4 protein-coding genes are annotated in these 6,353 nt (G+C 36.3%); 1 reads left to right on the plus strand and 3 read right to left on the minus strand.

The window, feature by feature from the left end; genetic code table 11:
• Window positions 1-2,296: 2,296 nt before the first annotated feature.
• Complete coding sequence (locus AC2JF8_RS09160; RefSeq protein ID WP_500762788.1) at window positions 2,297-2,800, minus strand: helix-turn-helix domain-containing protein; 504 nt, start codon at window positions 2,798-2,800, stop codon at window positions 2,297-2,299.
• A 1,115-nt stretch (window positions 2,801-3,915) separates the two neighbouring features.
• On the opposite strand from AC2JF8_RS09160, the gene AC2JF8_RS09165 reads away from it, so the two are divergent.
• Window positions 3,916-4,257 carry a helix-turn-helix transcriptional regulator gene (locus AC2JF8_RS09165; protein WP_500762789.1) on the plus strand — a complete coding sequence of 114 codons (342 nt, stop codon included), beginning with the start codon at window positions 3,916-3,918 and terminating at the stop codon, window positions 4,255-4,257.
• 313 nt (window positions 4,258-4,570) lie between these two features.
• Here AC2JF8_RS09165 and AC2JF8_RS09170 read toward each other — a convergent pair whose 3' ends face one another.
• Together AC2JF8_RS09170 and AC2JF8_RS09175 are read right to left on the minus strand one after the other, a co-directional pair.
• Window positions 4,571-5,098 carry a hypothetical protein gene (locus AC2JF8_RS09170; RefSeq protein WP_500762790.1) on the minus strand — a complete coding sequence of 176 codons (528 nt, stop codon included), beginning with the start codon at window positions 5,096-5,098 and terminating at the stop codon, window positions 4,571-4,573.
• A 362-nt stretch (window positions 5,099-5,460) separates the two neighbouring features.
• Entirely contained in the window at window positions 5,461-6,309 is an 849-nt protein-coding gene (locus tag AC2JF8_RS09175) for a helix-turn-helix domain-containing protein (RefSeq protein ID WP_500762791.1), read from the minus strand.
• Window positions 6,310-6,353: the final 44 nt, after the last annotated feature.

Consider the following 6,353-nt stretch of genomic DNA (forward strand, 5'->3'; position numbering starts at 1 on the left):
CTGCTTCTGTGTTTTCATTTGTTCTACCCGATACTTTTTCAGCAATTCACCAATAGTCATTTTTATTACCTCTTTATGATTGCTATCTCAAATATATTTTACTCCGCTTTAATCCACCATACCAATCCAACTTAACATAATGTACATTAAACGAAGTAGCGCCAAAAGGCGGCTGCAGAGGGCTGAAAAACGCGCGTTAAAAGACCTTGTGAAATCGAACCCGTATAGCAAAAGGAAAGACTGTCAATTCAGTCTTTCCTTTTTTAGTGGCAGATCAATTTCACAATTAGACCAATTGGTATACCTGGGCTTTTTTGCCTCATTTTTGACCAGACATGCGACCTTCTGACTTTTGTCTTAGGTAAAATCATGATCGCCTAGACGGCCATATAAGCCCCTACAAGCGATTTTTAGGGGCTTAGGTATGTTTACCCATGAATCTAGATAAAATGACTGTAAGTCCTGCTGTTTTGAGCTGCATTGCTGCTATTAATAGCCTGGCTGTTTAATTCTATCCTTATCCCAAAACTTAAACTTACAAAAAACAGCCTAAGATAGATCTTAGGCTGCAGTTTTGCACTACTTTCGTAGCTCGTCGAGAATATCTTTGACAATATTCAGCGCGTCCCGAATTTCAGAAATTACGAGATACAATAGAATTAGAATAATTACATCTGACACGTTTCTCACCTCCTTTATGAGAAGTCAGTCTTCTTCTCAAGATGGTGCACTAAGCGTGCACAATTATTTTACCAAACATCTATTTCCATGTTATAATTTGGATAGAATTAGAGTAATATCTGACACGTACTAACTAAACGTGTATGCAAGTTCAGTCACTTGCGAGATATTAAAGCGGCCCCTTTGTGGGTCGCTTTTTTTATTTTCATTTACGCAAATACAATTTTCTTCCGTGTTATAATTCAGTAGATGAAGATCACAAGTTATGGCTTATACGAAAAGCAGAGCGTGCATGCAGGTTAGCTACTTGCGAGACGTCTGGGCGATCCAACTGGATCGCTTTTTGTATGCTCTCACTTTGATAGTCTCGTAATTCCAACGCTCTATTAGTAATATAGCGTTCATTTTTTTAGCTGCTCACTATTACTAACGTTTGAACAACCACAAAATGTAGCCTTTTTGGGGAGAGTTATTTAGAATTTTTCTGTTATAATTTCTAGAGAAGAAATTAAAGTGCGATTTTCGCATGCAAACAAAAAAAGTGGGAAAACCGTTCCCACTTTTTCTCTGTACTCGTGCAAGTGATCTAATCAATCGCAAGCAAAAAAAGCGATCCAACTGAATCGCTTTTTTTATTTGTTCTGCTGGCCACTATGTGTCAATAACGCAATAAAAAATGACCTATGCAGACAATTTGGTCAATTTCACAAACTATCAGTGAAGAGCATAAGGGAATCTGCTATCTCTTACCTTGGGTAAGAGAGTAGCTTGGCGGTGTCAAGCGATTCCAGAGCATTAGTAGAGTGCTATCATTTGCCTACTCCAAACTCCATGCTAGTGGTTGGTGGAAAACGTTGATTCAAAGCCATTCTGCCACTACAGTGGTTGTGAAATCATTTTTACTGCCACTGTAGTGGAGGTCAAGAATGCTGATATATTAGCATTCTTGAAATTTCGTTTTTACCCCATTTTCCATATTTTTGAGTTTCAATTTTAAAAAATCAGCAAAAAAAGTGGTCCAACAAAGAGCCACTTTAATTTTTTTAGTGATCCAAAACCGCAGCCGTTGCTGCTAAAAATTTCTTTTTTTCTATCAATTTTTGAACTTCAAAACGCACGAAGTTTAGCAAAAATATTTTCGCCAGACTACAAAAATGACGTTAACAAAGCAGCAAAAATAATTAATGCAGTAGTCCAAAAGGCACCCAATTGAAGCTGCCAACTAAAATTTTAACGTGCCAACCATGACATTATTTACAGTCAAAATTGAAATTAAGCGAGCCAAACCGTTTTTCATAAAAGTTGATCTACCAGTATTCTTAGCCACCCCAGATTGGGGCGGCTAAATTTCTTTCACAACCCAACTTGGGAACAATCGCGTTAAATCAATATTTTTAACCGTCCCAATCCGGGATAGTTGAGTCTAAAAATGATAGCACCACTCCAATGCCCTGGAATCGCTTGGCACCGCCAAGCTACTCTCTTACCCAAGGTAAGAGATAGCAGATTCCCTTATGCTCTTCACTGATAGTTTGTGAAAATCACTAAATTGGCAGCCACGCTCTTAAAATCAGCCTGCAAAAGAAGCTCTGCTCCAGCAGATTTAACTACAAATTTATGACTCACTTCTTCCAAATTTCTGCCACCAATGCAATTTAGATTTCTCCTCTTTTGGATTTTCAGTTGCCTTAGCAATTAGCTTTTTTTGCTTCAACGGTTTATCAACTAAATTTAATTGCTGCGCTTGATCTGCCAACTGCGCAAACTTTTTTGCGAACTCAACTAACTCATTATTCTGCAGCATTATCTGCTTATCTTTTTCTTTGAGTTGTTCCTCTTTATTTTTTAACAACTGTTTCAATTCAACTATTTCTTGCTGTTTCTGGGAAACGATTTGAAAAGCAACTGACGAATCTAGTGAACGACTTTTTCCTTTAGTACCAATACTTTTAGACTTGCGATACTGTTCAATAACCGTTTCATCATAATACTTGCGTTGCCCTTTAATTCGTTTTGGAGAAACAGTATTATGCTTCAACCATTTACTCAGCGTACTCTTGCTAATGCCCAGTATATCAGCGATCTTATTCTGACTATACAACTGTTCTTGCCGTTTCATAAATTGTTTCCTAACCGTTTCAAACTGTTCGAACACTACAAAAACAATCTAACATACACCCTATCATGCTAACAACAGCAAAATTACCTAGTACTCATGTTCTATGCTTAATACATAATATTCTCAGGCAGCTAATCCTTTCTATTGGGAGTGAGATCGTTCCAGGCTACCTCAGGGGCACCACATCCTCCACTACTTCCCAGGAGACAGACCACACGGATAATATCCCCTACCACAGCGGGGCAGACTCCCCCCATAAGGAAGACTAACATAACCGCAAAGCGGTTAGTTAGGTAATTTCCCCTTGCGAAAGGAGAAGAAATTATCTAACTAACCGCTTTTACGATTGTTGGTTACTAATCTGGTCGCTTGGACCAGCATACATTTAAGCTAAAACGCCCTGCACAGTAGAAGCCCGTTGTTTGTTGTCCCTTCAGTAATGATCTGAAGTGCTGGTCAACGCCATTTACTAACCCCAGTCATAGCTTGCCGCTACGTTCTGGCTCATCTACTGCCGTATGTTCCACTGCTGTCCAATCGCCCTACGCATGAGTAGTTCTGATTGCACAGTAGTCGTCTGTACCGCCCTGACCTGGTTCGCTAAACTGCTGGTCGTCACCGCCATTTGCCCCACTGCATTCGTTACGTGCTTTCGGAGATAGATTTATTACTTGAGATGGCTCTATCGCACCTGTCCCTTTTTACAACTTTGTCCTGTTGGCGATTTGTGTGCTGTCTTGATAACGGAAAAGACCTCCGGGCTAATCTTTCGCTCAGAGGTCTTTTTTAACTTCATCTCTTGAATTTTTAAGTATTTTTGTTATACTTAACTTCAGTTGATGAAGCTAATCGAGATCCCTGTCAAAAGTTCTGTGATTAGCTTTTTTTCATGCCCTGCCTACTGACGTGATCAGTAGACGGGGCATTTTTATTTGCGCTTAATAAGGCAATGATAGCATAAAACGCTTTAAGGAGGCCACAAAAATTTAAAAAATAAATTCCTGTTTTGAGAACAAGCTCCTACAGTCGTTAAATTAGCAGCAGTTAATTAGTTCTCAGCTTCTGGTAATCTATACCTGATGATCGTCAATAATTACTAAGGTAAGGAAAGTCTCATGTCAAAAACCATCAAGCAGTTGGCAGACGAATTGGGCGTCTCCAAACAAACTATCCGCTATCACATTAAGTCTTTACTGGTAAACAAAAAAGCGCAAGAAAGCTCGCTATTAAAGCGTTTAGACTTGTTAGAACAAATTTACCATGAACAGCTTGTCAGCAAAGATCAAGAAATAGCTCGCCTGCATGATACCCTTGATCAGACCCAAAAATTGCTCGATCAATCGCAGCAATTACAGCTAATGGCCGAGAAAAAAGTCACAGAACTTAAAAAGATTTCAGCTAGTTCAACTAAAAAAGAAAAAGACCACCAAAAATCATGGTGGTCAAAACTGTTTTGATATAATTTTATTTATTATATTTATAATAAAAATAATCAGTTACTTTATAAGAATAGAAGATTGTAATAGCAAGTATGATAGTACCAATTACAAACATTAGCAGATTAGAAGTACTATTCCAAAATGGCCAGGATAATCCTCCAATAGCATTAATTATTATACAATATAGTACGCATAGCGCCATGACAGAAATGCACTCATACCCCTTTAGCTTTTTTGGCTTTTCTTGATATCGTCTTCTGTTATTAGCGAAATGCTTTTTAATTGTTCTCATATTAATCATCTTCTCTTCCTAATATCAATACAGTGTGCTTTATTGATATCCCCAACTAACTAGATTACCTTTATTACTGAATTTAACATAAATACCCCTTGAAGTATTTACACTGGAAGCAAGATCAGTAATAACTGTAGATACGGCACCAATTACTGCAGGACCAGCGCCGACAGCGGCTAGCCCTGTGCCTACGGCGGCCGCAACAGCACCAGAACCGCCCCAGACAATTCCCTTAACTATTGCACTATTCAAATAAACTGTAAAACCATGCTTCTGTTTTGTAACGTACGTACCACCAGCACGCATCAAGTCCTGCATTAAAGCAGCATTATATTCTTTTTCGCCTAAAATTGCTTTAACATCATAGCCCTGAGCTTCAAGATTGTCGAAAATTTCTTTATTAGTAAAAGTTTTGACTACTTTACTATCATCACTTTTCGGTGTAGCCGTGACAGTATCTGCATGTACTACCTGAGTCGTAAGAACACCACTGCCTAGAGCTGCTGCAACCGGACTTAATGCTAAAGTGGTTAATCCAGTAATTATTGTTTTCTTTAATTTCATGATTATTACTCCTTTTAAAATTTAATTATTTTTGCCTAAACTTTATAAAAAGACCATCAGTATAACCTTCATATTCATTTTTTATCTTATATTTATTACTGTCGGCCAATTGACCATCTATTACAACTCCCATTCTTAGTATGAATCTCAACTCCTTTTCTTTTGATCTTTAATTTGTTTATTCTGTTTTAAATCCATTTAATATTATCTTTTATTAAAATGGGAAAAAGATAATTATCCCTCGTAGTAAATCAAACATTTTCGTTTCCTCCTAAATTTATATCTTTAAGTATATCCAGGTATCAACTGAAACTATAAAAAAGTCATATTTGATTTTTATTAATCAAATATGACTTTTTTATTTATGCATTCGTAATTAAAAGGTCTTCTAAATCTTTACCATAATCAGACATACCCGCCAATTTAATGCTTTCAATTATTTTCATCGCCGTATCTATATATTTCTTGTTATGCTCATAATGATATTTAATTACATTATCAAATATAGGTATTATGTCTTTATAAAAAAATATATCTGGTTGGGCTTTTATTTGATTTGCGTAATCAATAAACGTTTCTGCTTCGTCAAATTGTTTGTTTTGAATACAAAAAACCAACATATTGATAATGATACCTAAAACTACTTTTTGTGTTTTGACACTGCTTGATCCAATAAACTGCTTTATTACCTTTTTAGACAGTAACAAATTGCTATTCAAGTCATTAAAACTCATGAAATTACAATACACAATTAAACCATCTTCATCGAAATTAGAAATATTAAAAACTTTTTCCCTCATTTTGCTTATAACATTTCGATCTAAATGTGCAATGTTTTTATCAATCACTGCAACATAAGCATCGATAATAAGTAGTTCATCATCTTTATTAGGCAAATCACTTTCTACTACGATATCCCGTATTTGCTGCAACTCTTTCTTAGAATTGCGATAATACGCTTCATTGGCCATTCTACTTATTTCTAATTTTTGATGATGAATAGATTTATCTTTTTGATTCAATTCACCAAAAAAATCAATTACTGAAATTTGGTTAGAATGTAACAAGTCTATTAAATCTTCTGCAGAAATTCGGCTTAGGTCTCTCTCAACTTTGGCATAAAAGGATGGACTTATTATATTTCCTACCCACTGCTTCTGTGTTTTCATTTGTTCTACCCGATACTTTTTCAGCAATTCACCAATAGTCATTTTTATTACCTCTTTATGATTGCTATCTCAAATATATTTTACTC

Source organism: Lactobacillus sp. CA30L (assembly GCF_059900845.1).